1 protein-coding gene is annotated in these 1,127 nt (G+C 42.7%); it reads right to left on the bottom strand.

Annotated elements, in window-relative coordinates; all coding sequences use genetic code 11:
* Window positions 1-328: 328 nt before the first annotated feature.
* The gene (locus tag ACQR30_RS08475) at window positions 329-709 is read right to left on the bottom strand and encodes a hypothetical protein (RefSeq protein ID WP_429734006.1); all 381 of its coding nucleotides are present in this window, start codon (window positions 707-709) and stop codon (window positions 329-331) included.
* Window positions 710-1,127: the final 418 nt, after the last annotated feature.

The following is a 1,127-nucleotide window of genomic DNA, read 5'->3' on the forward strand; positions in this document are numbered from 1 at the left end:
GCTTGGAGTCGATCCAGACGTGAGAACATACCCGGGCACAGGTCATCCCCTATCAACAGTGGGTGGCGGTCTATAAGGACTTTTCCGCCTTCCGGACCATTGGTTTGCTGCTGATGGAGAAATATATCCAGACCCAATACCTGCATTACCGGGGGTTGTGGATGCAACCGGCAAAAGAGCGATACCGCTGGTTGCACGACAACCTGCCCGAACTGGCCAAAAGAGCTCAAGGGAAAGACCTGGGCTCTCTGTTGGGCATGACAAATGTCACATATAGCAGGCTGGGTAAAGTGATATAAATTTTTTTCCCGATTAACAGAGATCAACTCTATGGCTTTCCGGTTGTGTTATTTTTGTACAGTTGTTCGACGCTCCCCTTGTTGAGGCCCATTGCGTAATACAAGAATAGTAACACTGTTTTTTCCTGGCCGGCTCCGGTCACCTTTGCTAATTCCAGGACATCACCCATGTTGAACTTAAGGGGGTTCTTGAGTTTAACCTCAAATTGCTTACCCTGATAGCCCATAGCCTTTCCAAGTGGTGTCTTGTCCAAAATATCGAGCAACCCATCAAAGGTCCTGATCGTTCCATTGTTGATGTCTTGTCCTATCCTGGCAAGTTTCCGCCGATGCTTCTCACTGAATTCTTTTGATTCCTGTTTGTCAGGCTTTTTGGTTTTGATGGGCAATTTGACCTTTTTTGCTGCCATTTCGCATCATATTATGATGAAAAGGTATCATTAAAGGATTTTACATCAATTAATTATATATATAAATATATTATTTATATATTTTACAATCTAACTAGTGTACTTAATTATGTTTTTTGTATACCTTTATTAGCAAAATAAAACTGTTTAGCACAATCCCGCGAGGACCTTTACGACCACATCAATAAAAAAAGGGCCCGTGCTATTGACATTTTGAGGCGTGCATTCCTTTTGGACGGGAAAGCCTTGTAGCCTCATTCAATAGTCGGTCCCCTGTTTTATTCACCGTTGGACTGGTGAAGGAAGCAGGACACAGTTACTGAGCAAGGTTTAAAGCGTGTTGGAATGCAAATGCAAAAGAGAAAGGACAATACTCCCCAAATATAAGGGATTTTTTTATTGTCACGAGGAGAATTCA

This window comes from Arachidicoccus sp., assembly GCF_050436765.1.
Lineage (GTDB): Bacteria > Bacteroidota > Bacteroidia > Chitinophagales > Chitinophagaceae > Arachidicoccus.

Excerpts from the sequence above, each read along its gene's own strand:
- ACQR30_RS08475 (WP_429734006.1), bottom strand. The coding sequence starts at position 709 with ATGGCAGCAAAAAAGGTCAAATTGCCCATCAAAACCAAAAAGCCTGAC.